Source organism: Rhizobium laguerreae (genome assembly GCF_002008165.1).
In the GTDB taxonomy this organism is placed as follows: Bacteria; Pseudomonadota; Alphaproteobacteria; order Rhizobiales; family Rhizobiaceae; genus Rhizobium; species Rhizobium laguerreae.
Map to the genome: position 1 here is coordinate 1 of NZ_MRDM01000026.1, position 1,468 is coordinate 1,468.

Genomic DNA, 1,468 nt, shown 5'->3' on the forward strand with positions numbered 1-1,468 from the left:
ATGGGAATGCCGGCCGAAGAGCTGCATCGGCTTTATCCCGGTGTCGAGCGCATCTCGGACGAGCGGGAGAAGTATGGCTGGACCATGCTGAAGACGAACCTGTCGGATACGCTGACGCTCGGCGTCGGCATCAGGGAGGATGTCGTCAGGATTATCAGTCTGACGGATCCGACGGCGGTCTATCCAGAGCGGCCCTATAAATATGCCGATCCCAGCCTCACCGAGGCCTATGACCTGACGATGACCGATCCTGTCGATCTCGCCCGCCGTCCCAGTAGCGGCTGGTGCTACGGCCGCCCGCCGGGCATCGATGCCAGGAGATGGCCGGTCAGCACCACCAACGGTATGCCGCTTCGCCATGCCTTCACGGTGAAACTACCGCCGCAATACCGCACGCTCGGCGATGAGTATGTGGCGATCTCGCTCTTTGTCGACGAACAATGGGAAACGCCGCCGGCAAGCAGAAATGTGGACACCGGAGGCGCGCGCCGGGCCGATCCGCGCCGCTTCGACATGGAATTCATGGACAACGACTACGTTCTCTTCTGGCTGACGGAAGAGGAGTTTGCAGCACCGCTCGGCACACCGCCGGCCATCGAGGGCGCTCCTGTTCCCGGCTGGCTCTCGAAATCGCCGCTCGATTATTTCGGCGAATTCAACCTGCCGAGCACGGTGGCTGAGCAGCAGGAAAAAAACGTCTTTTCGCCCGGCGGACTTGCCGTCAACGAGCTTCTGGCGGCAGCGCGGCCTCCGAGCGGCTGGAAGAACCTGCCGGGAACAGACGCGCTCGACTACGGTTGGCCGATCGAGATCACCTTGCGCGAGGGCGACCCGAATGTCGGAAAGCCAGCGCGCGAATTCAGGCACGAAAACGAGCTCAGCAGCTATATCGCCGCCTATTCGGAAGAAGGCCAGGCATTGGGGCTGGAGCGCTTTCAGGACTGGCACGCCCATCTCGGCGGCACGATGTTTCCGATGCAGGGTTATCCCGATTTCTCGCCCTTCTACATCGAGATCTCGGAGATCTTCGGCGGCTTCAATTTCGGCGACGGTGTCGCCCAGATCGACCTCAAGGAGATGAAGCTCGAATGGGCCTGCTGATGCTGGAGAAATTTGAAGGTGGCTGCCAGTTGCCGGGCGCAAGCCCGGCTGAAATCGCGGCCTGCGAGGCGAAACTGAAGATTATCCTGCCGGCGGAGATCAAGGCCTTCCTTGCCGCCTCCAACGGCTTCAACGGCGAGATCGGCCAAGGTTATCTGATCCTGTGGAGTGCGGCGGAACTCTCCGGGGCTGACGGCTACGAGATCTTCGAATTTCGCGACGACCAGCTGCTGATCGGTTCGAATGGCGGCCCGACCGCCTATGGCTTCGTCAAGGGCGACTATATTTCCATTCCCTTCGTCTTTGCCGGAAACTGGCTGAATGAAGTGCGTGTTCTCGGCCGCTCTTTCGAGGAGTTCATCGAGGC

Annotated in this window: 2 protein-coding genes; both read left to right on the top strand. The window is 60.8% G+C overall.

Annotated features, from left to right (window positions below):
* On the top strand, nucleotides 1–1,101 hold a 1,101-nt coding region (locus tag BS630_RS27200; protein ID WP_143529522.1), incomplete at its 5' end, for a hypothetical protein.
* Nucleotides 1,089–1,468: SMI1/KNR4 family protein (locus BS630_RS27205; protein WP_077979865.1), on the top strand; the 380-nt coding region annotated here is incomplete at its 3' end. The genes BS630_RS27200 and BS630_RS27205, both read left to right, overlap by 13 nt.